Annotated in this window: 22 protein-coding genes and 1 riboswitch; all 22 genes read left to right on the forward strand. The window is 53.7% G+C overall.

Translation table 11 applies throughout. The annotated features are described in order from the left end of the window. The first annotated feature begins 48 nt into the window (after window positions 1–48). A riboswitch (cobalamin riboswitch) is annotated at window positions 49–240 on the forward strand. 751 nt (window positions 241–991) lie between these two features. The 22 genes from JET16_RS18875 (at window position 992) to dnaG (ending at window position 21,740) form a co-directional block, all read left to right on the forward strand. Beyond that, entirely contained in the window at window positions 992–3,217 is a 2,226-nt protein-coding gene (locus JET16_RS18875) for a ribonucleoside-diphosphate reductase subunit alpha (protein ID WP_199618713.1), read from the forward strand. 60 nt (window positions 3,218–3,277) lie between these two features. Further along, window positions 3,278–4,315 (forward strand): ribonucleotide-diphosphate reductase subunit beta, encoded by a 1,038-nt coding sequence (locus tag JET16_RS18880; RefSeq protein ID WP_199618715.1) that lies wholly within the window; start codon window positions 3,278–3,280, stop codon window positions 4,313–4,315. Window positions 4,316–4,454: 139 nt separating this feature from the next. Then, window positions 4,455–4,646 (forward strand): hypothetical protein, encoded by a 192-nt coding sequence (locus tag JET16_RS18885; RefSeq protein ID WP_199618718.1) that lies wholly within the window; start codon window positions 4,455–4,457, stop codon window positions 4,644–4,646. Window positions 4,647–4,753: 107 nt separating this feature from the next. Beyond that, on the forward strand, window positions 4,754–5,095 hold the full coding sequence (locus tag JET16_RS18890) for a histidine triad nucleotide-binding protein (RefSeq protein ID WP_199618721.1): 342 nt from the start codon (window positions 4,754–4,756) through the stop codon (window positions 5,093–5,095). 101 nt (window positions 5,096–5,196) lie between these two features. Continuing rightward, window positions 5,197–5,370, forward strand: coding sequence for a 30S ribosomal protein S21 (gene rpsU, locus JET16_RS18895; RefSeq protein ID WP_199618723.1), 174 nt, complete (start codon window positions 5,197–5,199; stop codon window positions 5,368–5,370). A 14-nt stretch (window positions 5,371–5,384) separates the two neighbouring features. Then, a complete protein-coding gene (locus tag JET16_RS18900; protein ID WP_199618725.1) occupies window positions 5,385–5,828 on the forward strand; it encodes a GatB/YqeY domain-containing protein in 444 nt (147 codons plus the stop codon). 232 nt (window positions 5,829–6,060) lie between these two features. Further along, window positions 6,061–7,431 carry an NfeD family protein gene (locus JET16_RS18905; protein WP_199618727.1) on the forward strand — a complete coding sequence of 457 codons (1,371 nt, stop codon included), beginning with the start codon at window positions 6,061–6,063 and terminating at the stop codon, window positions 7,429–7,431. Window positions 7,432–7,460: 29 nt separating this feature from the next. Then, window positions 7,461–8,441, forward strand: coding sequence for a flotillin-like protein FloA (gene floA, locus JET16_RS18910; protein WP_199618735.1), 981 nt, complete (start codon window positions 7,461–7,463; stop codon window positions 8,439–8,441). 185 nt (window positions 8,442–8,626) lie between these two features. Then, window positions 8,627–8,980: a hypothetical protein gene (locus JET16_RS18915; RefSeq protein ID WP_199618737.1), complete on the forward strand. Its 354-nt coding sequence runs from the start codon at window positions 8,627–8,629 to the stop codon at window positions 8,978–8,980. A gap of 606 nt (window positions 8,981–9,586) precedes the next feature. Beyond that, entirely contained in the window at window positions 9,587–9,862 is a 276-nt protein-coding gene (gene yqfC, locus JET16_RS18920; protein ID WP_199618746.1) for a sporulation protein YqfC, read from the forward strand. A gap of 24 nt (window positions 9,863–9,886) precedes the next feature. Next, complete coding sequence (gene yqfD, locus JET16_RS18925) at window positions 9,887–11,101, forward strand: sporulation protein YqfD (RefSeq protein ID WP_199618748.1); 1,215 nt, start codon at window positions 9,887–9,889, stop codon at window positions 11,099–11,101. Window positions 11,102–11,136: 35 nt separating this feature from the next. Continuing rightward, a complete protein-coding gene (locus JET16_RS18930; protein ID WP_199618750.1) occupies window positions 11,137–12,123 on the forward strand; it encodes a PhoH family protein in 987 nt (328 codons plus the stop codon). A 15-nt stretch (window positions 12,124–12,138) separates the two neighbouring features. Then, entirely contained in the window at window positions 12,139–14,436 is a 2,298-nt protein-coding gene (locus JET16_RS18935) for an HD family phosphohydrolase (protein ID WP_199618752.1), read from the forward strand. Further along, entirely contained in the window at window positions 14,433–14,900 is a 468-nt protein-coding gene (gene ybeY, locus JET16_RS18940; RefSeq protein WP_199618754.1) for an rRNA maturation RNase YbeY, read from the forward strand. The genes JET16_RS18935 and ybeY overlap by 4 nt, the downstream gene beginning before the upstream one ends. Window positions 14,901–14,908: 8 nt before the next feature. Next, window positions 14,909–15,265, forward strand: a complete 357-nt coding sequence (locus JET16_RS18945) for a diacylglycerol kinase family protein (protein ID WP_199618757.1) — start codon at window positions 14,909–14,911, stop codon at window positions 15,263–15,265. Window positions 15,266–15,305: 40 nt separating this feature from the next. Next, entirely contained in the window at window positions 15,306–15,719 is a 414-nt protein-coding gene (gene cdd, locus JET16_RS18950; RefSeq protein WP_199618769.1) for a cytidine deaminase, read from the forward strand. Next, on the forward strand, window positions 15,719–16,618 hold the full coding sequence (gene era, locus JET16_RS18955) for a GTPase Era (RefSeq protein ID WP_199618775.1): 900 nt from the start codon (window positions 15,719–15,721) through the stop codon (window positions 16,616–16,618). The genes cdd and era overlap by 1 nt, the downstream gene beginning before the upstream one ends. A gap of 109 nt (window positions 16,619–16,727) precedes the next feature. Next, window positions 16,728–16,880, forward strand: coding sequence for a YqzL family protein (locus JET16_RS18960; RefSeq protein WP_199618777.1), 153 nt, complete (start codon window positions 16,728–16,730; stop codon window positions 16,878–16,880). Further along, window positions 16,865–17,629: a DNA repair protein RecO gene (gene recO, locus JET16_RS18965; protein ID WP_199618779.1), complete on the forward strand. Its 765-nt coding sequence runs from the start codon at window positions 16,865–16,867 to the stop codon at window positions 17,627–17,629. Before JET16_RS18960 ends, recO begins: the two co-directional genes overlap by 16 nt. Window positions 17,630–17,942: 313 nt before the next feature. Further along, on the forward strand, window positions 17,943–19,328 hold the full coding sequence (locus JET16_RS18970) for a glycine--tRNA ligase (protein ID WP_199619238.1): 1,386 nt from the start codon (window positions 17,943–17,945) through the stop codon (window positions 19,326–19,328). Between the two features lie 60 nt (window positions 19,329–19,388). Beyond that, complete coding sequence (locus JET16_RS18975; protein ID WP_199618780.1) at window positions 19,389–19,865, forward strand: YaiI/YqxD family protein; 477 nt, start codon at window positions 19,389–19,391, stop codon at window positions 19,863–19,865. Between the two features lie 39 nt (window positions 19,866–19,904). Further along, window positions 19,905–21,740 (forward strand): DNA primase, encoded by a 1,836-nt coding sequence (dnaG, locus tag JET16_RS18980; protein WP_199618782.1) that lies wholly within the window; start codon window positions 19,905–19,907, stop codon window positions 21,738–21,740. The last annotated feature ends 10 nt before the right edge of the window (window positions 21,741–21,750 follow it).

Genomic DNA, 21,750 nt, shown 5'->3' on the forward strand with positions numbered 1-21,750 from the left:
GTCATTGACAACATCCATATGTTGTATTATAGTACCTCTATCACAACTACATATTGTATCGTATAGGGTGCCCTGCCTAGCAGCAGGGCTTAATAGGGAAGACCGGTGAAAATCCGGCGCGGTCCCGCCACTGTAACGGACGAGCCCACAGCATTCATGCCACTGACCTGATCGGGTTGGGAAGGCGCTGACGGGTGTAGACTCCGCAGCCAGGAGACCTGCCTTATACTTGAAACACTGAAAAACCTACGGAAGATAGGGGGGTGTTGTGCGAAACGCGCCGCGATCGCAAGATCGGGCGTCCGTTCGTTTGTCATTGCGCGCACAAGCATTGCTTTCATTCCGGGAGCAATGCTTTTTTTGTTTTTGGCGGAGAAACTCCGGTTACAAGGCGGAAAATCGTGTCCACGACGCGAAATAGCCGGACAAACTCCGGTTACAAGGCGGAAAATCGGGTCCGCGACGCCAAATAGCCGGACAAACTCCGGTTACAAGGCGGAAAATCGGGTCCGCGACGCCAAATAGCCGGACAAACTCCGGTTACAAGGCGGAAAATCGGGTCCGCGACGCCAAATAGCCGGACAAACTCCGGTTACAAGGCGGAAAATCGTGTCCACGACGCCAAAGAGCCGGAGAAACTCCGGTTACAAGGCGGAAAATCGTGTCCACGACGCGAAATAGCCGGAAAAACTCCGGTTACAAGGTGGAAAATCGTGTCCACGACGCCAAATAGCCGGAGAAACTCCGGTTAGAAGCCGTAAAATCGGGTCCGCGACGCCAAATAGCCGGAAAAACTCCGGTTACAAGGTGGAAAATCGTGTCCACGACGCCAAATAGCCGGAGAAACTCCGGTTAGAAGCCGTAAAATCGGGTCCGCGACGCCAAATAGCCGGAAAAACTCCGGTTACAAGGCGGAAGCCTGGTCCAATAGGCGCTTTCTTGTTACAGAAAATTATAGATGAATCTCAAACAAAAGGAGAAACAAACCGCTATGGAAATTGTCAAAAGAAACGGTGCCAGAGAAGAACTTGTCTTCGCGAAAATGAAAAAAGTGATCGATTTCGCGTGTGCTCCCCACAAGGAGACCGATCCGCTGGAGCTGGAAGCCGCGCTGCTCCCGCTGTTTCGCCACGGCATGACGACGAAGGAGATCCAGAGGCTGCTCATCCAAACCGCGGTGGAAAAGACGAGTGTCGAACAACCGGAGTGGCAATTCGTCGCCGCAAAACTATTAATCTACGATCTCTACAAAGAGGCGGGTATCAACCGGCAGTACGAAACGTTCGGCTACGGCGACCTCTACACGTTAATCGCCGATCTCACCGAGCGCGGCCTCTACGGCAAATACATACTAGAAACGTACACGAAATCCGAAGTAGACGAGCTTTGCGGCTATATCAAACCCGAGCGAGACTACCTCTTCAACTATATCGGGCTCAAAACTCTAGCAGACCGATACCTGATCAAAGGACGAGGCAAAGAGGTGCTGGAGCTTCCGCAAGAGCTGTTCATGGGCGTCGCGATGCACCTGGCGATGAAAGAGAAAGACCGCGTTCATTACGCAAAGCAATTCTATGACGTGTTAAGCAAGCTCGAGATGACGGTGGCGACGCCGACGCTCGCGAACGCGCGCAAGCCGCACCACCAGCTTTCTAGCTGTTTCATAGACACCGTCCCGGACGATCTATGGGGCATCTATCAAGTGGATCAAAGCTTTGCGCAAGTATCGAAGCACGGGGGCGGCATGGGCATCTACATCGGCAAGGTGCGCAGCAGAGGCTCAGACATCCGGGGGCATAAAGGAGCGGCGGGCGGCGTCGTTCCGTGGATCAAAAACTACAACAATACCGCTCTTGCCGTCGACCAGCTGGGCGTGCGTTCGGGCGCGGTGGCCGTCTACTTGGACGTGTGGCACAAAGACATCTTGGATTTTCTCAACTTGAAGACGAACAACGGCGACGACCGGATGAAGGCGCATGACATTTTCCCCGGGGTGTGCATACCCGACGAGTTCATGAAGCAGGTGCAGCAGCGCGGAACGTGGTACTTGTTTGACCCGCACGAGGTTCGCGCCGTCATGGGCTTTTCGCTCGAGGACAGCTGGGGGGACGAATGGTTGCGACGGTACGCGGCTTGCATCGGCAACCCTGCCCTAAGCAGGGATGAAATCCCGGCCATCGACATCATGAAGCGTATAATGACCAGTTCGTTCGAAACAGGCACACCGTTCCTGTTTTTCCGGGACACGGTCAACCGCTCGAACCCGAACAAGCACGCCGGCATGATCTACTGCTCGAATCTGTGCACCGAGATCGCGCAGAACGGCAGCGCCACCGAGCTGGAGCAAATGTTCCACGAGGACGGCGTCATCACGACGCGCATGCGCGCAGGAGACTTCGTCGTATGCAACCTGTCGTCGCTCAATCTCGGGCGGGTGCGCACGAAGGAGGACATCGAGCGGGTCGTCTCGCTGCAGATGCGCATGATGGACAACGTGATCGACTTGAACCGCTATCCTGTACCGCAGGCTGAAATCACGAACAAGAAATACCGGGCGGTCGGACTCGGGACGAGCGGGTACCACCAGCTGTTGGCGGAAAACGGCGTCGCTTGGGAATCCGAAGAGCATTTGCAAACGGCCGACGAGCTGTACGAATGGATCAACTATTGCGCAATCAAAGCTTCCAAAGACATCGCCAAAGAGAAAGGCGCCTACCCGATGTTCGAAGGGAGCGAATGGCAAACCGGCGAGTACTTCAAACAGCGCGATTACGCCACCTCCGAATGGAGCGAGCTCCAAGCCGAAGTTGCGAAATACGGCGTGCGCAACGCATGGATGTTCGCGATCGCGCCCACCGCATCGACGTCTCTCATCGCCGGTTCGACGGCGGGTATAGATCCGGTGTACAGGAAGTTCTTCGTCGAAGAGAAGAAAAACGCCGTCATCCCGCAAACCGCTCCGAACCTCGGGCCGAAAACGATGTGGTTCTATAAGGAGGCGCACCGGATCGACCAGCTTTGGAGCATACGCGCGGCGGGCGTCAGACAGCGCCACATCGACCAGTCTCAATCGTTCAACTTGTACATCACGCCGGAGCTGTCGGCGCGGGAATTTCTCGAGCTGTATATGGCTGCCTGGGAAAACGGTCTGAAGACGGTGTATTACTGCCGCAACCAAAGTCTTGAAGTGGAAGATTGCGTCTCTTGCTCGGCTTAACCGCTCGAATCAAGCATTCCGCGGGAACATTTTTCATCATAAGAAGGGATTTGAAAATACATGGTATTGGAAAAGAAGAAGCTGTTTAACGAGCGCGGGGACCGGGATTGGGGCAAGCGGCGCATGATCGGCGGCAACACGACGAACTTGATCGAGCTCAATAACGTGAAATACGAGTGGGCGACGAAAATGTACCGGACGATGATGAACAACTTTTGGATACCGGAAGAAATTCCGCTCGCTCAGGACGCCAAGGATTACAAAGCATTATCACAGGAAGAGCGTCAGAGCTACGATAAGATCATATCGTTCCTCATCTTTCTCGACTCGCTGCAAACTTCCAACTTGCCGAACATCAACGAGTACATTACGGCTCCGGAAGTAAATCTCATATTGACGGTGCATGCGTTCCAGGAGGCGGTGCACAGCCAAAGCTATTCGTATATCCTCGACAGCGTCTGCCCGGCGGAGGTGCGGGACCGGATTTACAACGAGTGGAGAGAGGACGAGCACTTGCTGGCCAGAAACCGGTTTATCACCGACTTGTACGAACGGTTTTTGGAAGATCCGTCGGAGACGAACCTGCTGCGCACGATCATGGCCAATTATATTTTGGAAGGAATTTATTTCTACAGCGGCTTCAGCTTCTTCTACGCTCTCGGCCGGCAGGGCAAGATGCTCGGCACCGTGTCGGAAATCAAATATATACAGCGGGACGAGCTCACCCATCTGGCGCTGTTCCAAGGCATCTTCCGCGAGCTGCGGCGGGAAAATCCGGAGCTGTTCACGCCGGAGATGGTCGAGGAGCTGCGCGGGATGATGCGCACCGCCGTCGAGAACGAAATCGCTTGGGGCCAATACATTACCCGCAACATGATCGCAGGCTTGAGCGATGAAATCATCGACCGGTACATCAAGTATTTGTCCAACGAGCGGCTTCGCAAGCTGGAGCTCGCGCCGCTCTATCCGGAAGTTTCGGAACATCCGATGAAGTGGGTGGAAAGCTTCAGCAACATGAACGGGATGAAGACGGACTTTTTTGAGCAAAAGGTGACGAATTACACGAAATCCGCGAATTTGAACTGGGACGAGCTGTGATAACGGGATAAGGCGGCGAAGTTCTCCGAGATGCCGTGCTTGATTTTTTGCGAGTGCAAGTAGCCTTTTGCCCATGGGTGAATATACATATCACCATGGGAGGTGTATTCCGACGGAAAAAAAACAAGCGCAGGAACTCGTGAAAAAACATATGCACAAATACGTGCTCGTTCAATTGAAGGACGGAACGAGCATCGACGGCATCGTCGTGGAGATGGACGACGACAATGTATACTTAGCGGTGCCGATGTCCGACGCGGAAGCGATGGCCGATATGCGCCGCGCTGTTGGCGCTTTCGCTGCTCCCTTATTATTAAAGTTTACCGGCTGAACTCGCGTGACCGCAAACGCGAGTTTCGGCGTATGAAGGTTGGACGAGCGGTTCGTTTTTCGTTAAAATGTGGAAAACGACATCCCGACGGAGGTATGCGAAGAACGATGGACTGCATTTTTTGCAAAATCATTGAAGGATCGATCCCTTCGAAGAAAGTGCTCGAAACCGACACCGTGCTCGCGTTTCACGATATTCAACCCGCCGCTCCCGTACATATTTTGATCATTCCGAAGAAGCATATAGCCACTATGAACGACGTTGAGCGTGAAGATTTGCGCTTGCTCGGCGACATACATCATGCGGCGCAGCAAATCGCCGAGCAGTTCGGCATCAAGGAGCGGGGATACCGGCTGATCAATAACTGCGGGCCGGAAGGCGGACAAGTCGTGTATCATCTGCACTATCACTTGCTCGGGGGGCAAAAACTCGGAGCGATCCATCATTAACCGTTCATTGTTTTAAGTTGACACCCTGTTTCCTTTTCACATATAATATTGTCTGATATACCATGTTTCTTGGAGTGAATGGTCGGAGGGAGGGAAAACAGGTGTCCGAAACAAAAGTTCGCAAAAACGAGACGATCGACGCTGCTCTTCGCCGCTTCAAGAGATCAATCTCCAAAGACGGCGTTTTAGCGGAAGTAAAAAAACGCAGACATTACGAGAAGCCGAGCGTGAAGCGCAAGAAGAAGTCCGAAGCTGCCCGCAAGCGGAAATACTAGGAGGCTTTTAACCGATGAACTTGAGCGAACGTTTGAACGAAGACATGAAACAAATGATGAAGAGCGGCGATAAGTTTGCCCTCAGCGTCATCCGTATGATTCGTTCATCGGTCAAGAACGTGGAAATCGATCAGCGCAGGACGCTCAGCGACGAAGAAGTGCTGGATATCCTTACCCGTGAGATGAAGCAGCGAAAAGACGCCCTCCAGGAGTTCGAGAAAGCCGGCCGTGAAGACCTTGCCGACACCGCGAAAGCCGAAATTGAAGTTATACAGCGTTATATGCCTCAACCGCTTACCGAACATGAACTTCAAGCGATCGTCCAAGAGACGATCCAAGAAGTAGGTGCATCCTCCAAGAGCGACATGGGGAAAGTGATGAGCGCATTAATGCCGAAAGTGAAAGGACGCGCCGAAGGCCGATTGGTTAACGAGACCGTCCAGAGGCTGTTGTCATAGTTATACGAGATGCGAACGCTCCCGAAAAATTTATTCGGGGGCGTTTTTTGCTAAACATAAGAATTGAAAAATCAAAATGTGAAATCTTAAGTTGCAAGAAAAACTTCCTTAAACGGACGTACCCGCTTCTTCGAATTACTTCGATCGGAGTTTTTCTTATAATATTGAAACAGCAGGATTTTTTATGCGTATACATCTTAGGAACAAAAAGATCGGAGGGTTGTATATAAGAATGAAATCGATACGGTTCGGTTTGTGCGCCGTGCTGATCCTCGGCTCGCTTTTGTCTTGGTTGGCCGGTGCCGCCGCCGGTGCGGAAGATGGGCAGGATGCGCCAGATGCTGCGAATGGTGTCGCCGTTATTCCGGTAAACCAGACGATTGAGACGGGGCTGCAGAAGTTTATGGAACGGGCGTTTGCGGAGGCGGAAGCCCGGGGGGTCCGGACCGTCGTGCTGGAGATCGATACGTTCGGCGGACGTGTGGACGCCGCGAGCGATATCGGCGCGCTGATCCGCAACAGCACGATGGAAACCGTAGCTTATGTGAACGGGGAAGCGATATCGGCAGGAAGCTACATCGCCTTGAACGCAGACCGCATCTACATGCGTCAGGGCAGCACGATCGGTGCCGCCGCGGTGGTTACGGTGTCGGGCGAACGGGTGACGGATTCGAAGATCGTCTCCATGTGGGTCGGCGCGATGAGCGGGGCGGCGGAAGCGACAGGGCGAAACCCGGACATCGCCGTCGGGATGGTTGACGAAACGGTGAAAGTCGAGATGCCGGAAATCCCAAGAACGAAAGAGCCGGGCCAATTGATTACACTGACGGCGGAAGAAGCGGTAAAAGTCGGGTATGCTTCGGCGGTGGTCGATTCGTTGGAGCAAGTCATGAAGGAGCTCGGAGTTTCAGATTACGATACGATCGAGCCGACTCTGGCGGAACGCCTCGCCAGGGTGCTGACGCATCCCGCGACAACGACAATATTGTTTATTTTAGGTTTGGCCGGACTGCTGATCGAGCTGCTCGTACCCGGATTCGGAGTGCCGGGCATAGTCGGAATTTGTTCGTTCGCGCTGTATTTTTTGGGCAATTATGTCGCGGGATTTGCGGGGGTGGAGCATTTGGCGCTGTTTATTGCGGGCGTGCTGCTGCTGGTGCTGGAATTGTTCATTCCGAGCTTCGGCATACTAGGCATTCTGGGGATCATTTCGTTGATCAGCGGCGTGGTGATGGCTGCATACGACACAGGCAATGCGCTTGTATCGCTCGGCATAGCCGTACTTGCCGCGGGCGTCATCGTGGCGGTGTTCGTTCGCTATTTTAAGCATAAAGGTGTTTGGAACCGCTTCATCCTTAAAGAGGAGCTTCGCACCGAGGAGGGATACGTCTCCCATAAAGCGAAGAACGAATTGATCGGCCGGACGGGAACGGCAGTGACGCCGCTTCGCCCGTCGGGGGTCGTACAGATCGACGGCGAACGTATCGACGTAGTCACGTACGGAGATTGGATCGCTGCGAATGCGAAGGTGGAAGTAGTGGAAATCGAAGGTGTTCGCGTCGTCGTTAGGGAGGTCTCTCCCTCGCCCGGCGAAAACCGATAAATCATTTTGGACGAAAGGTTGTTGAAACGATGGAACTTGCAACATTATTACTGATTGCTGCGATATTGATCGCGGTTGTGGTTTTCTTGAGCTTCTTCCCGATTATGCTGTGGATTTCCGCACTCGCTTCCGGCGTGCGCGTCGGAATCATTACGCTCGTCGCGATGCGTCTTCGCCGCGTCATTCCGAGCCGCATCGTCAACCCGATGATCAAGGCTCGAAAGGCCGGACTCGGAGTGAGCGTGAACCAGCTTGAGAGCCATTACCTGGCCGGCGGCAATGTCGACCGCGTCGTCAACGCGTTGATCGCGGCGGAACGCGCGAATATCGAGCTCGCGTTCGAGCGCGCCGCGGCGATCGATCTTGCGGGGCGCGACGTGCTGCAGGCGGTGCAGATGAGCGTCAACCCGAAGGTGATCGAGACGCCTTGGGTGTCCGCGGTCGCGAAGGACGGCATCGAAGTCAAGGTGAAAGCGCGGGTTACGGTGCGCGCGAACATCGATCGCTTGGTCGGCGGCGCCGGGGAAGAGACGATCATGGCGCGCGTCGGCGAAGGGATCGTGACAACGGTCGGTTCGGCGACTACCCACAAAGACGTATTGGAAAATCCGGATTTGATTTCCCGCACCGTGCTTGGCAAAGGTCTTGATGCCGGCACCGCGTTCGAAATTTTGTCCATTGATATCGCGGACGTTGACGTCGGCAAAAACATCGGCGCCCACCTGCAGACGGAACAAGCGGAAGCCGACAAGCGCATCGCCCAGGCGAAAGCGGAAGAGCGCCGCGCGATGGCCGTAGCGCAGGAGCAGGAGATGAAAGCGAGAGTCGAGGAGATGCGCGCGAAAGTCGTCGAGGCGGAGTCGCAAGTGCCTCTGGCCATGTCGGAAGCGCTGCGGAACGGGAAGCTTGGCGTTATGGATTACATGAACCTCAGAAATATCGACGCGGATACGAACATGCGCGAATCGTTCGGCCATATGTCGAATCCGGGAGAATCCGATAAGAAGTAACCGTTATGCATCGCTCCCGCGTGTTGAGGCGGCGACTGCCATAAGAAGCGAGGTGACGGAAGCTGTTCAGAATCATTGAATTTTTGTTTGAGAATATATTTGTGCTCGTGTTTCTGTTCGGTATTCTCTCCTTTCTGTTTCAAAGATTGCGCGGAGCCCCAGGCGCGGGCAGGAGAACGAATCCGATGCCCCCGTTCGGGCAAGGCCCTGTTTGGGGAGACACGCGCCGGACAGCGGGTCCCGTCGCCGTCGAGCGTGAACCGGAACCGAAGCCCGTACGGGCAGAGGTTCCGGACGTGCGCGGTGATCAATCCGAGTACGGGGAACGCGATGTACCGAAGAACCATGAAGTTCGGGCGAAGCGCGATGACCGCTACTTGAGGCCGCAGCCGGCTGCGGAGCGTCCGGACTCGAAGCATCCGTATGGCGCGGAAACGCCGTTGTCGGGCGCTGCCTCCATGAATCCGGCGCAGGGGATGATGTGGGCCGAAGTGTTCGGACCACCGCGATCGAAGAAGCCATACGGGACAAGACGATAGGGACTGTTGGAAAACTCCAATCCGCTTTTAAAGCGGCTTTGGAGTTTTTTTGTTTGCGACGGTATTTTTTGGTTGAAATCGAGTGGGGGACCGCTGCCATCGCACCATAATAAGGTCAAAAATTGACCCTATCGATCACAATAGGATCAGTTTTTGACCTTATTTCAGAATTGCATCCGTCATCCGCTCAAATAGGCTCAATTTTTGACCGTATCTCGGTCAATCCTCCTTTCCGGAGGCTCAATTCAAGATGGTAAGGTCAATTATTGAGCCTATCGATCACAATAGGGTCAAAAATTGACCTTAAAGGATTGTCTTTAACTTGTGCGAGCTTACGGTCGTGATTGGCCCGAGATTTTGCCGGTGTTGGGCTGCAGTTCCAGTATCTACACTTTTTAGCCGAAATTTTTCGGTTTCGATCGCACTCGGTTAGAACTTAGCTCCCCGCAACGGACAAAAGTTCCGTTGCAGAGGCGCACGAACGTCTTCCCTACATGTGCCCGCAGCCATTGCGCGCTTTGGCACCGTGGGAGCAGGCCACTCATCATAAATGGCCGATTCGCGGCATATTTTGTTAAGAGCAACAGGAGGGGGGCCCGCAGACCCATGCGCCGCTTTACACGCAAGTTCACCAAATGGACGGCCGACATGCTCGATCTGCCGCAAGACGTCATCTTCGATTTGCCGCGCGTAACGATGATCGGCAATATGCAGCTGTATGTTGAAAACCATCGCGGCGTGCTCCAGTTTACGGGGGAATACTTGAAGCTTGCGCTTTCGCAAGGAAGCATGGAAGTATACGGGCAGCAGCTATCGATCAGGACAATCCTTCCGGAGGAAATGTTTATCGAAGGGATCATCCGCGAAGTGAAATATTTGTAAACAGAAAGACAAGGAGGAGCGCCCATGAATTCAGGTCTCGTCTCGTTCATTAGAGGATATGTCAAAATAGCCGTTGCCGGGGAACCGTTTGAGCCGTTTATCAACCGCTTGATCGAACGGAATTACCGGGTATGGGATATTCGCCGAATCGGGGAAGGGAAGGCGGAGTTGTATGTGGTGCTTTCCGATTTTTTTCGCCTGAAACCGCATTTAAAGCAGACAGGCCTTCGCATTCGCGTGTTGGAGCGGCACGGGCTTCCCTTTTTTTTGGACAAACTGGACAGGCGTAAGTGGTTCATGGCGGGAGCGGCGGCGTTTCTCATCGGATTGTACTTGCTCTCATCTATTGTTTGGAACATCGAAGTTTCGGGCAACGATACGATTCCGGAAGATCGAATTTTAAATGCGGCTCGCTCCGAAGGGCTGTTCCTTCACCAATGGAAGTGGAAATTGAAAGACCGCAGCGAGCTGTCGCAGCGCTTGTCCAAAGCGGTTCCGAACGTCGCTTGGATCGGGGTCGAAATCCAAGGAACGACCGTGCGCATTCAAGTCGTCGAATCGACCGTTCCGAAGAAGAGAGAGCCTCGCAATCCGAGGCATATAGTAGCATCGTCCGACGCAGTCATTACGCGCATCTTGGCGGAAACGGGAGTGCCGCAAGTCGGCGTTAACACCCGCGTTCGGAAAGGCGACATTCTTATTTCGGGAATTCTCGGCGATGATCAGAACCGTAAGGTGGTCGTGGCGGATGGAGACGTCAGAGGTCTTGTTTGGTACGAATACACGGTGCAATCGCCGCTTGAACGCAAACATACGGTGTTGACCGGAGAACGGCAGTCGAGATGGTACCTTGTCATCGGCAACCGGGCGCTGCAGCTGACGGGTTACGGGCAAGAAGCGTACAAGCAGGAGAAAATGACGAGCGAACGCAGCCGGCTGCAGTGGAGGGATTGGCTGCTGCCGGTCGGATGGCTGCATGAGACGTATCAGGAAGCGAGGATCGTTAATGAAAAGGTGTCCCAAAACGAAGCGAGGGAAGCCGGATTGCGGAACGCCAGGGCTGATCTTCTGAGCAAAGTAGGGACGAAAGCGGTTATTCGGGACCAAAAAATTTTGCATGAGCGTGTCGACAATGGTAAAGTGGTGTTGAAAGTTCTTTTTGAAGCCGAGGTCGATATCGCGGCGGAGCGGCCGATACTCGAGCAAGAACTGCAGCCGCCCGAGGAAAAGTCGCCATGAACAGCAAACGAAACCTACCGACTGAGGAGTGAAGGATGCCGTTGATCGAACGCGATGCAGCCAATTCCGCAAAAATTCCGCTGCGAAATGCCGCTGAAGGTCTCGCGCTTTTCGGACCGCAGGACGCATTCTTGCACCTGATCGAGAAACATACGGAGGCCGCGGTATTTTCCAGAGACGCGGAGATCGTGATCCGCGGAAACGCACGCGAAGTCGAGCAATTGCAACAATTGTTCGAAGTGTTGTTGGAGCTCGTACGGGGCGGATATTCGCTTTCCGAACGGGACGTGCTTTATGCGCTGGAGCTTTCGGACAATTTGCAGGCCGACCAGCTTCTCCATTTGTTTAAAGGCGAAATAACGACCACATATAAAGGCAAACCGATTAAAGCGAAGACGATCGGCCAGAATCATTACGTTACGACGATCCGGAAGAAGGATATTGTGTTCGGGATCGGCCCGGCGGGGACGGGCAAGACGTACCTCGCGGTCGTGACCGCCGTAGGAGCGTTGAAAGAAGGCAAAGTGAAGCGGATCGTTCTTACGAGACCGGCGGTGGAAGCCGGGGAAAGTCTCGGTTTTCTTCCGGGCGATTTGCAGGAGAAGGTCGATCCGTATTTGCGTCCGTTGTATGACGCGCTGAACGACGTGCTCGGGCCGGAAGCGGTTGCCAAGGCGCTTGAGCGGGGCTTGATCGAAGTCGCTCCGCTTGCGTATATGCGGGGTCGGACGTTGGACGATTCGTTCATCATCTTGGATGAAGCGCAGAATACGACTCCGGAGCAGATGAAGATGTTTCTTACCCGCCTCGGTTTTGGGTCCAAGATGGTCATTACCGGCGACGTGACCCAGATCGATTTGCCGCGCGGCAAAATATCCGGGCTCGTCGAAGCCGAGCGCATATTGAAACACGTTGAAGAGATCGGCTTTATCTACTTTGCCGAAGCGGACGTCGTCCGCCATTCCTTGGTTCAGAGAATCATCTCCGCATACAACAACGACAAGGAAAACCAACAGCAGTAGGAGGACCGACGCTCTATGACGTCGAATGAAGTTCGCATTCGCGGGAAACACCGCTATCAGGCAACCGGTTGGAAGTATAGTGCGGGTGTAAGGGCAGCGCTTTTGTTGTCGTTCGCCCTTCTTTTTTATTTCTCGTTATCCGGTGACGTTATTAAACCGACTTTCGACGTTGAGGTGGATTCGTCCAGCCCGGAAACGATCTACGCTCCGGAGCGGCTGGAGGATAAAATCGCGACGGAGGAAGCGAAAGAGACGGCCTCGAAACGCGTACCGCCGGTATCCACGTTCGTGCCGATGAAAAATACGGAGCTCGTCGAGCGGCTCTTCGACGAAATCGAGAAAATCAACGCCGACGAAAGCTTGACGTCGGACGAGAAGGCAAGCATTTACCGAAACAAGCTTCCGGACTTGTATCATGAAACATACGACAGCTTTATCAGACGTCTGCAGTCGGCCGGCACATACAACGAGTCGCTGCTGGAGCAGATGACCGCCAAGCTGCGGGAGCAGCAGTACCGGTTCCCCGAAGAGGACTTTTATAAATTACCGAAATTGAAGCCGTCGCAGTTGAAAGAAATGGAACCCGTCGTCATCGATTTGGTCAACCGTCTGATGAGCGATCCGGTAAGCGACGCGGATACGGTGCGCCAGAAGGTGCCGGAACTGGTCAACGCTTCTTCGATAAACACGAGTTTTGCGCGCGGGCTTGCACAAGAGCTGGTGCGATTCACGCTGACGCCGAACCGGTTCTACGACGCGAAAGCGACGGAAGACGCCAGGGAAACGGCTCAACGGGAAACGCAGACGATTTATATTGAAAAGGGCGAGCCGATCGTGGAGAAAGGCCAGCTGATCACGTCCGAAATTTACTCCAAACTCGAGAACGCCGGTCTTATTCAAAATCGGGACAACAACTTACTGCCGCGTGTAGGACTGGCCATCCTTGTCCTATTATTCACAGGCGCCCTGTATATGTTCGTGAGGAACAGCCGGTTGACGATCAGAAGCGATAACCGGCCGTTGTTAATGCTGCTGCTTATATTCATAATCAACGTGATCGCAATGGAGACGGTCGCGATCGGACAAGGGATTGACCCGTCTATCGCGTATTTGGCGCCTATCGCCATGGGGACCATGTTGATTGCGGTTCTATTGGACGACCAACTTGCGCTTATTTCGTCCTCTATTTTCGGGGTGCTTGCGAGCATTACGTTCAATATGAATTCCGATCTGATTTTCGATTACAATTACGGCATTGTCTTTACGGTGATCTGTTTCGTTTCCATATTCGCCATCCGCAAAGCGAGCCAACGCGCATCGATATTGCGGGCGGGCTTGTCGGTTTCCGTATTTTCCGCGCTGACCGTATCGGCGATCGCTTTCATCTCGGAGCCCGGCGGATCCGATTATCAAGATGTGCTTCTGTCCGTGGCATATGCGTTTACAGGCGGGCTGTTGACGGCGGTATTCGTCATCGGGCTCATGCCGTTCTTTGAAGTAACCTTCGGGATATTGTCGCAGCTCAAGCTTGTGGAATTATCGAATCCGAACCATCCGCTGCTGCGCAAGCTGCTGACCGAAGCGCCCGGAACGTACCATCACAGCGTCATGGTCGGCAATTTGTCCGAAGCGGCGGCTGAAGCGGTCGGGGCGAACGGACTGCTGTGCCGGGTCGGATCTTTCTATCATGATATCGGAAAAACGCGAAGACCGGGTTATTTTATCGAGAATCAGATGAACAGGGAAAATCCGCACGATTCGCTTCAGCCTAGCGTCAGCAAAGCGATCATTATCGCGCATGCCAAGGACGGCGTCGATATGTTAAGCGACGCGAAAATTCCGAAGCCGATCCGGGATATCGCGGAGCAGCATCACGGCACGACGCTGCTGAAATATTTTTATTACAAAGCGTTAAAGCAACAAGAAGAACTTGCGGGTCGAGCCGAACCGGACGGAACGGGAGCGGAGGAGTCGGCTGCCGCCGCGGAAGCGGTCAGCGAAGCCGAATACCGCTATCCGGGGCCGAAGGCGCAAACGAAGGAAGCCGCGATCGTCGGCATAGCCGACTGCGTGGAGGCGGCCGTTCGAAGCTTGCGCAATCCGACCGTCGAGCAGATCGACGGCATGGTGCGCAAAATTATTAAGGACAGGCTCGACGATCAACAATTCCATGAATGCGACATGACGTTGAAGGAATTGGACACCATTGCGAAGAGCATGAAAGAAACGCTGCTCGGCATCTTCCATTCACGGATCGAATATCCGGAAGCCGCGCAGGCCGCGAAGGACAAGGAGGAACCGAAAAGCTCATGAGCTTGAGACTCGAAATGATGAATGAACAAGAGACCGTTCCGCTGCCGGACGGCATCGGAGAGACGCTCGAGCGGCTGCTGGCGTTGGCGGGCGCCGCGGAAGGAGTGGACAACGGCGAAGTCGCCTTGACGTTCGTTACCGACGAAGAAATCCGCGATTTGAACCGGCAATACCGCAATATCGACAAAGCGACCGACGTGCTGTCGTTCTCAATGTGGGAAGGTGACGAAATGGCTGACGCACCGGAAATCGAAGACGACCCGATCGGAGATATCGTCATATCCCTGGAGACGGCCAAACGCCAATGCGAAGAATACGGGCATTCCATCGAGCGTGAGATCGGTTTTTTGTTCGTCCACGGGTTTCTTCATTTGATCGGGTACGACCATGAAGATGAAGCTTCGGAGAAAGAGATGGTCCGAAAGCAAGAATCCGTGCTGCAGCAAGCGGGACTCACCCGCTGATCCCCGCCATGAAATGGCTGCGCAGTTTCGGATACGCATTGGAAGGCTTCGTATTCGCTGTCCGTACCCAAAGGCACATGAAATTTCATCTCGCGGCGGCAGCCGCCGCGATCATTGCATCCGTCTTCGCCAGGCTTGAGCCACAGGAATGGCTTTGGGTCATTCTCGCCATCGCTCTCGTATGGTCCGCCGAATTGCTGAACACGGCGCTGGAGCAAGTCGTGGATCTCGTCTCGCCGGACCGGCATCCGATCGCGAAAGCGGCGAAAGATACGGCGGCCGCGGCCGTGCTGATCGTGTCGATATTCGCTCTTGCGGTCGCAATCATTATTTTGATTCCCGCTTTTATCGAGCAATGGAAATAGTTATTCCGCGAATGAGGAAAGTTAAGGACGGGTGGAACCGATGACAACGGTAACGAACGAGCAATTAACGGAGCATGCGTTGAAGGCGCGGCAGCGCGCATATGCGCCTTATTCCCGGTTTGCGGTCGGCAGCGCGCTGCTGGACAAGCACGGGCAAATTCATTACGGCTGCAACGTGGAGAACGGCACATACTCGCCGACGAATTGCGCCGAACGAACAGCATTGTTCCGCGCAATCGCCGACGGCGTGAAGCGGGGCGATTTCGCCGCGATCGCGGTCGTCGCCGACACGGACGGTCCTTGCACGCCTTGCGGAGTATGCAGGCAAGTGCTTGCGGAGCTTTGCCCGCCGGACATGCCGGTCATCATGGGCAACTTGAAAGGCGATACGGCCGTAATGACCGTTTCCGAACTGCTGCCGAGGGCATTCATACTGGAGGGATACGACGATTGATGGCGGACGCACCTTTTCACTCGGGATTCATTACGATTATCGGCAGGCCGAACGTGGGCAAGTCCACACTGATGAATCAGATCATCGGACAGAAGATCGCGATTATGTCCGACAAGCCGCAGACGACACGGAATAAAATACATGGCGTATATACGACGGACCGGATGCAGATCGTATTTCTGGATACGCCGGGCATACATAAGCCGAATTCCAAACTCGGCGATTTTATGGTGAAGGTCGCTACCGATACGTTAAAAGAGGTCGACGTCGTGTTGTTCCTCGTCGACGTCTCCGCGGGACTTGGAGGCGGCGACCGGTTTATCATCGAGCAGCTGGCAGGCGTGCGCACCCCGGTCATACTGGGCTTGAACAAAATAGATACCGTGCATCCGGAGGAGCTGCTTCCGATTATCGCGCAATACAAGGAGCTGTACGAGTTTGCCGAGATCGTACCGTTTTCCGCTCTGCACGGCAACAACGTGACCGTTTTGCTTGAACAGCTCGGCAAATATTTGCCGGAAGGACCGCAATATTATCCTGCCGATCAAGTGACGGATCATCCGGAGCAATTCGTATGCGCGGAGCTGATAAGGGAAAAAATTCTGCACCTCACCAAAGAGGAAATTCCTCATTCCGTCGCTGTAACCATAGAATCCATGAGTGTCAGGGACAACGGCATTGTCGACATATCCGCCGTCATCTTCGTCGAGCGCGATTCGCAAAAGCCGATCGTGATCGGGAAGAAGGGAGCGTTGTTGAAGGCTGTCGGCGAAGGAGCCCGCCGGGATATCGAACTGCTTCTCGGCTCGAAAATTTTCCTCGAATTATGGGTCAAAGTGAAGAAGGATTGGCGCAATCAAGAACGGGTGTTAAAAGATTTAGGCTTCAGGCACGATTAGACAAATGATCTCCGGAAGGTTACCATCAATTGTATGGGATAGCTTTATCGCCTCAGTATCATTCTAAATGTAAGAGCGTCATGTCATTACACCGGAAGGGATGAATACGATGCGAGATTTTTCGTGGAAGTATTTTACTTTGACTGGAGACGTCGATGCTTACATGTTGTACAAAGAATGGGACCAACTCGAAGGTTCCGGCGACGTCCATCCAGACGAAGTTCCGGGAGATGAAGATGCAGAGGTATGTTATACCGAGTAGAGGGCATCGTGATTCGCGCCGTCGAGTACGGTGAAGGCGGCGTTATTATTACCCTTTACACAGCCGGTAACGGAAAGCAAGGGGTGATGGTGCGGGGTGCGAAAAAGATGCGCAGCCGCCACGCCGCCGTCACCCAGTTATATACATATGGCGAGTATGTGTTTTTCAGGTCGGGCGCCGGTTCGTTAGGCACGCTGAATCATGCGGAAATCATCGATTCTTATCAAAGAGTCCGAACCGATCTCAGATCGTCCGCATATGCGGCTTATTTTGCGGAATTAATTGACCGGCTTGTTCCCGACGGCGAAGCTTCATCATTTTTGTTCGAGCAGTTGAAAGCGTCGCTTGCCGCGTTAAATGACGGTAAAGACCCGCAAATTGTCGCGCATCTGCTGGAGATGAAGCTGTTTCAGTTTGCCGGCATTCCGCCGGTGCTGCATGAGTGTGTAGCATGCGGACAACCGTTTCCGGCGGACAGCCCCGTTTCGTTCAGCGTAACCCGCGGCGGAGCGCTGTGCCGTCGATGCGCCCAAACCGCCGAGGATGCGGCGCCGATAACGCAAAGCGTTCATAGACTTCTCCGGGTGCTTCAAACGACCGATGCGCGTTCGATCGGATCGGTAAACGTCCGCAAGGAATCCAAATCCGCCGTAAAGGCGATCCTTCGCCGGTGGATGGATACGCATGCGGATGTTCGTTTGAAAACTCGCGGAGTGTTGGATCAAGTGGAAGCGGTATATGACTCTTGACTTCAGGCATTTTTTTTGATATAACATATTTCAATTTCAATAATGATTGCGGAGCAATCGGCACGTTGACGAAAAAGAGTACCTTTCACGGCGGAATCAGCGAACGGGGACAGTGGAAGCCCGGACCGTGCGGGTTAGGGAACGGCATTTTCGGAGTGCCGGCGTTCCGGTGGAAAAGTGGGTATGTCCGTCCGCATTGCGGACGGACATCTGCCAAGTAGGGTGGAACCGCGGGAAAAGAACCCGTCCCTACGTCCTGTTCGCAGGCGTAGAGGCGGGATTTATTTTTTTCATTAAGAAGGGGAGATTAAGCATGACGGCAAAATCAATGGATGCGATTACGGCGCTGGCCAAGCATCGGGGTTTTATATTTCCGGGTTCCGAAATATACGGCGGGCTTGCCAACACATGGGATTACGGGCCGCTCGGCGTAGAACTGAAAAACAATATCAAGCGCGCGTGGTGGAAAAAGTTTATCCAAGAGTCGCCTTACAACGTCGGTTTGGATGCGGCTATATTGATGAATCCGCAAACTTGGGTGGCGTCCGGCCATGTCGGCAACTTCAACGATCCGATGATCGATTGTAAACAGTGCAAATCCCGGCACCGCGCAGACAAGCTGATTGAGAACGCTCTGGCGGAGAAAGGGCGGGAGATCGTCGTAGACGGCATGACGTTCGATCAAATGATGGATTTGATCCGCGAACACCATATCGCATGTCCGGATTGCGGCGCATTCGACTATACCGACATCAGGCAATTTAATTTGATGTTCAAGACGCATCAAGGCGTCACCGCTTCGAGCGCGAACGAAGTGTTTCTTCGTCCGGAAACCGCGCAAGGCATATTCGTGAACTTCAAGAATGCGCAGCGCACGATGCGCCGCAAGCTGCCGTTCGGAATCGGGCAAATCGGCAAAAGCTTCCGCAACGAGATTACTCCGGGCAACTTTACGTTCCGGACGCGGGAATTCGAACAGATGGAGCTCGAATTTTTCTGCAAACCGGGAGAAGATCTGCAGTGGTTCGAGTATTGGCGCTCCTTCTGCCGGGACTGGCTGCTCGGTTTGGGCATGAAGCCAGACAGCATCCGCCTGCGCGACCATTCCGCAGACGAGCTTTCGCATTACAGCAACGCGACGACGGATATCGAATACCGTTTCCCGTTCGGCTGGGGCGAATTATGGGGCATTGCCGACAGAACCGATTACGACTTGAAGCAGCACATGGAACATTCCGGAGAAGATTTCAATTATCACGACCAAGAAACCGGGGAGAAGTTCATTCCGTATTGTATAGAACCTTCTCTTGGAGCGGATCGAGTGACGTTGGCGTTCTTGGTCGACGCTTATGAAGAACAGCAGCTGGAAGGAGACGACAGCCGCGTCGTGCTGCGGTTGCATCCGGCCCTTGCTCCTTATAAAGCAGCGGTGTTCCCGTTGTCAAAGAAGTTGAACGACGGCGCGCAGAAGGTGTTCCAGCAGCTTTCGAAATGGTTCATGACCGATTACGACGACGCCGGCTCGATCGGCAAGCGTTACCGCCGTCACGACGAAATCGGCACGCCGTACTGCATTACTTACGACTTCGATTCCGAAACGGACGGACAGGTGACGGTCCGCGACCGGGACACGATGGAGCAAGTCCGCATGCCGATCGACGCTCTCGTATCGTTCTTACGGGAAAAGACCGAGTGGTGAGCCGCATATTAAAACGGCAATCGAAGAAGGATTTTTTCGGTTTTTACCGTATATAATAGTATGGGTAACGATAAATTGGAAAATAAAGTATTCGTTGATGCGGACGCATGTCCGGTGAAAGAGGAAATCGCCCGCGCGGCGTTGCCGTTCGGCATTCCCGTGTGGATGGTTTCCTCTTATAATCATGTGCTGCCCGACTTGCCGGGAGTGACGAACTTTACTGTCGACGCTTCCTCGCAGTCGGCCGATTTGTTTATCGCCAACCGGCTGCGGCGCGGAGACGTGCTTGTAACGGGCGATTACGGTCTTGCAACGATCGGTCTTGCGAAGCAGGCGTTCGTTATGTCTCCGAGAGGGCTGGTGTTTACGGATGAAAACATCGGCCGGTTGCTCGACGAGCGCCATTATTCCGCAAAGAGGAGAAGGGCGGGGCTGCGCTCCAGGGGGCCGAAACCGCTGTCGGTTCATGAGAAAGACACATTTCTACATGTTTTGACAAAAGTTTTGCGCAACTTGCAGGAGAATGGGTACTCATAGCGAATACTATAGATGCAATTTCGGAACGTGGTGGTAGGTATGAAATCCGGAACGATCCCGAACGAGGTCATCCAAACGGTGCAGAAGCGGGCGGATATTGTCGATGTTGTCGGCAAGTACGTCTCTTTAACCAAGCGCGGACGTAACCATATCGGGTTGTGCCCGTTCCATTCGGAGAAGACGCCCTCTTTTAACGTGTCGCAAGAGCTGCAAATATTCAAGTGCTACGGCTGCGGCGTCGGAGGAGACGTATTCAAATTTCTCGTGAACATTGAAGGGATTACATTCCCGGAAGCGGTTCGCATGTTGGCCGAGGAAGCCGGCATTCCCTTCGATTTCGCCGCGGAGAAAGCCGAGTTGACGCCGGAACAGCGCGAAGCGCACGCCATGATTGCAGCGAACGAAGAAGCGTCGAAGTTTTTTCACTTCGTTCTGAACAACACGGCGCAAGGCCAAACCGCTTACAATTATTTAAAGGATCGCGGGTTTTCCCAGAAGCTGATCGACGAATTCCGGCTTGGGTTCGCTCCTCCGATATGGGACGCTTTGGGGAAACATCTTCAATCGAAACAATTTTCCGTTTCGTTATTGGAGAAAGCAGGACTGGTCATCCGTAAATCGGAGGGCGACGGAACATTCGACCGGTTTCGCGACAGGGTCATGTTTCCCATCCAAGACCAGCAAGGGCGGGTGATTGCGTTCGGGGGCAGAAGCCTAGGCAACGAACAACCGAAATATTTGAATTCGCCTGACTCTCCGCTTTTCCACAAAAACCGGACATTGTACCGTCTCCACGCGGCAAAGGCGGCGATTCGGAAGACGAGACAAGCCGTGTTGTTCGAAGGTTACGCCGACCTGATCAAAGCATGGGAGGCAGGGGTGGATAACGGCGTCGCTACGCTCGGTACGGCATTATCCGAACATCATATCAATACGCTTAAGCGATATTGCGACCGTATCGTTATTTGCTACGACGGCGACCGTGCCGGACAGAGCGCCGCTCACAAGTGCGTGTTGCTATGCGAGAAGCTGGGATTGCACGCAACCGTCGCGATGCTGCCCGACGGATTCGATCCCGACGATTACATCGGCAAACACGGCGGAGAAACGTTCCGCACGGCGATTGTGGAAAACGCCGTTCCATCAACAAAATATAAAATACTATATTTAAAGAAAGAACATACACTACAAGATGACGGCGGTAAACTGTCATACGTCCGTTCGGCGCTTGGGATTGTCGCATCGCTGCAATCGCCCACGGAACGCGAACACTATGTAAGAGAGTTGGCCCAAGATGTCGGATATTCCTTTGAATCTCTGAAACAAGAGATGAACGAGCTTCGCCAAAAATTGAGATATCTTGGGGATAAGAACGAAAATCAGTGGAATAATGATATGAATGACAAGGGGAGCCGGCAGTCGATCCCCGAATTGCGTCCGGCCTATCATAATGCGGAACGGCAGCTCCTCTCCGCGATGATGCGCAGCGGCGAAGTCGCCGAGCTGGTTCGCGAACGGATCGGGGACGGATTTCATGTGGAAGCTCATGCAGCCTTAGCTGCTTTCTTATATGCATATTATGCAGACGGCAAATCGGCGGACCCCGCCGCCTTCATAGGAGGACTCGGGGACGACCGGCTTACGTCGTCAGCCAGTTCGATTTTGCTGCAATTTCCTCAAGAGGCGGTGAACGGGAAGGTCATCGAACATTGCCTTCAAGAAATTCGAAAGCACGGAATGGAACTGACCTTAAAGCAGAAGCAACATGCGCTTGTAAATGCCGAACGCGGCGGCGACATCGCGCTCTCGGCACAAATCGGAATTGAGATTATAACCCTAGAGAAGGAACTGAAGTTGCTCGCCCAACGTATCTAGGGAGGAGGGA

The sequence above is a fragment of the Paenibacillus alkalitolerans genome, from assembly GCF_016482785.1.
Lineage (GTDB): Bacteria > Bacillota > Bacilli > Paenibacillales > YIM-B00363 > Paenibacillus_AE > Paenibacillus_AE alkalitolerans.

What these genes read in the sequence shown, in the direction of transcription:
- JET16_RS18875 (WP_199618713.1), top strand. Translation starts at nt 992, where the DNA reads ATGGAAATTGTCAAAAGAAACGGTGCCAGAGAAGAACTTGTCTTCGCG.
- JET16_RS18880 (WP_199618715.1), top strand. Translation starts at nt 3,278, where the DNA reads ATGGTATTGGAAAAGAAGAAGCTGTTTAACGAGCGCGGGGACCGGGAT.
- JET16_RS18890 (WP_199618721.1), top strand. Translation starts at nt 4,754, where the DNA reads ATGGACTGCATTTTTTGCAAAATCATTGAAGGATCGATCCCTTCGAAG.
- JET16_RS18900 (WP_199618725.1), top strand. Translation starts at nt 5,385, where the DNA reads ATGAACTTGAGCGAACGTTTGAACGAAGACATGAAACAAATGATGAAG.
- JET16_RS18905 (WP_199618727.1), top strand. Translation starts at nt 6,061, where the DNA reads ATGAAATCGATACGGTTCGGTTTGTGCGCCGTGCTGATCCTCGGCTCG.
- floA (WP_199618735.1), top strand. Translation starts at nt 7,461, where the DNA reads ATGGAACTTGCAACATTATTACTGATTGCTGCGATATTGATCGCGGTT.
- JET16_RS18915 (WP_199618737.1), top strand. Translation starts at nt 8,627, where the DNA reads ATGCCCCCGTTCGGGCAAGGCCCTGTTTGGGGAGACACGCGCCGGACA.
- yqfC (WP_199618746.1), top strand. Translation starts at nt 9,587, where the DNA reads ATGCGCCGCTTTACACGCAAGTTCACCAAATGGACGGCCGACATGCTC.
- yqfD (WP_199618748.1), top strand. Translation starts at nt 9,887, where the DNA reads ATGAATTCAGGTCTCGTCTCGTTCATTAGAGGATATGTCAAAATAGCC.
- JET16_RS18930 (WP_199618750.1), top strand. Translation starts at nt 11,137, where the DNA reads ATGCCGTTGATCGAACGCGATGCAGCCAATTCCGCAAAAATTCCGCTG.
- JET16_RS18935 (WP_199618752.1), top strand. Translation starts at nt 12,139, where the DNA reads ATGACGTCGAATGAAGTTCGCATTCGCGGGAAACACCGCTATCAGGCA.
- ybeY (WP_199618754.1), top strand. Translation starts at nt 14,433, where the DNA reads ATGAGCTTGAGACTCGAAATGATGAATGAACAAGAGACCGTTCCGCTG.
- JET16_RS18945 (WP_199618757.1), top strand. Translation starts at nt 14,909, where the DNA reads ATGAAATGGCTGCGCAGTTTCGGATACGCATTGGAAGGCTTCGTATTC.
- cdd (WP_199618769.1), top strand. Translation starts at nt 15,306, where the DNA reads ATGACAACGGTAACGAACGAGCAATTAACGGAGCATGCGTTGAAGGCG.
- era (WP_199618775.1), top strand. Translation starts at nt 15,719, where the DNA reads ATGGCGGACGCACCTTTTCACTCGGGATTCATTACGATTATCGGCAGG.
- JET16_RS18960 (WP_199618777.1), top strand. Translation starts at nt 16,728, where the DNA reads ATGCGAGATTTTTCGTGGAAGTATTTTACTTTGACTGGAGACGTCGAT.
- recO (WP_199618779.1), top strand. Translation starts at nt 16,865, where the DNA reads ATGTTATACCGAGTAGAGGGCATCGTGATTCGCGCCGTCGAGTACGGT.
- JET16_RS18970 (WP_199619238.1), top strand. Translation starts at nt 17,943, where the DNA reads ATGACGGCAAAATCAATGGATGCGATTACGGCGCTGGCCAAGCATCGG.
- JET16_RS18975 (WP_199618780.1), top strand. Translation starts at nt 19,389, where the DNA reads ATGGGTAACGATAAATTGGAAAATAAAGTATTCGTTGATGCGGACGCA.
- dnaG (WP_199618782.1), top strand. Translation starts at nt 19,905, where the DNA reads ATGAAATCCGGAACGATCCCGAACGAGGTCATCCAAACGGTGCAGAAG.